Origin of the sequence: Salmonella sp. SAL04202 (assembly GCF_046550775.1) — a bacterium.
GTDB classification, from domain to species: Bacteria; Pseudomonadota; Gammaproteobacteria; order Enterobacterales; family Enterobacteriaceae; genus Salmonella; species Salmonella enterica.
The window spans coordinates 1-1397 of the sequence record NZ_JBGDXK010000018.1; the positions used below are offsets into that span (position 1 = coordinate 1).

Here is a 1397-nt window from a genome sequence, read left to right on the forward strand (position 1 = left end):
ACTACGGTGCTGAAGCAACAAATGCCCTGCTTCCAGGAAAAGCCTCTAAGCATCAGGTAACATCAAATCGTACCCCAAACCGACACAGGTGGTCAGGTAGAGAATACCAAGGCGCTTGAGAGAACTCGGGTGAAGGAACTAGGCAAAATGGTGCCGTAACTTCGGGAGAAGGCACGCTGACACGTAGGTGAAGTGATTTACTCACGGAGCTGAAGTCAGTCGAAGATACCAGCTGGCTGCAACTGTTTATTAAAAACACAGCACTGTGCAAACACGAAAGTGGACGTATACGGTGTGACGCCTGCCCGGTGCCGGAAGGTTAATTGATGGGGTCAGCGCAAGCGAAGCTCCTGATCGAAGCCCCGGTAAACGGCGGCCGTAACTATAACGGTCCTAAGGTAGCGAAATTCCTTGTCGGGTAAGTTCCGACCTGCACGAATGGCGTAATGATGGCCAGGCTGTCTCCACCCGAGACTCAGTGAAATTGAACTCGCTGTGAAGATGCAGTGTACCCGCGGCAAGACGGAAAGACCCCGTGAACCTTTACTATAGCTTGACACTGAACATTGAGCCTTGATGTGTAGGATAGGTGGGAGGCTTTGAAGTGTGGACGCCAGTCTGCATGGAGCCGACCTTGAAATACCACCCTTTAATGTTTGATGTTCTAACGTGGACCCGTAATCCGGGTTGCGGACAGTGTCTGGTGGGTAGTTTGACTGGGGCGGTCTCCTCCTAAAGAGTAACGGAGGAGCACGAAGGTTGGCTAATCCTGGTCGGACATCAGGAGGTTAGTGCAATGGCATAAGCCAGCTTGACTGCGAGCGTGACGGCGCGAGCAGGTGCGAAAGCAGGTCATAGTGATCCGGTGGTTCTGAATGGAAGGGCCATCGCTCAACGGATAAAAGGTACTCCGGGGATAACAGGCTGATACCGCCCAAGAGTTCATATCGACGGCGGTGTTTGGCACCTCGATGTCGGCTCATCACATCCTGGGGCTGAAGTAGGTCCCAAGGGTATGGCTGTTCGCCATTTAAAGTGGTACGCGAGCTGGGTTTAGAACGTCGTGAGACAGTTCGGTCCCTATCTGCCGTGGGCGCTGGAGAACTGAGGGGGGCTGCTCCTAGTACGAGAGGACCGGAGTGGACGCATCACTGGTGTTCGGGTTGTCATGCCAATGGCACTGCCCGGTAGCTAAATGCGGAAGAGATAAGTGCTGAAAGCATCTAAGCACGAAACTTGCCCCGAGATGAGTTCTCCCTGAGACTTTAGGTCTCCTGAAGGAACGTTGAAGACGACGACGTTGATAGGCCGGGTGTGTAAGCGCAGCGATGCGTTGAGCTAACCGGTACTAATGAACCGTGAGGCTTAACCTTACAACGCCGAAGATGTTTTGGCGG

At 53.3% G+C, this 1397-nt stretch carries 1 rRNA gene; it reads left to right on the forward strand.

From position 1 onward, the window contains the following. Nucleotides 1-1373, forward strand: a 23S ribosomal RNA gene (locus ACLJQJ_RS23370); the annotation flags it as partial. Nucleotides 1374-1397 lie beyond the last annotated feature (24 nt).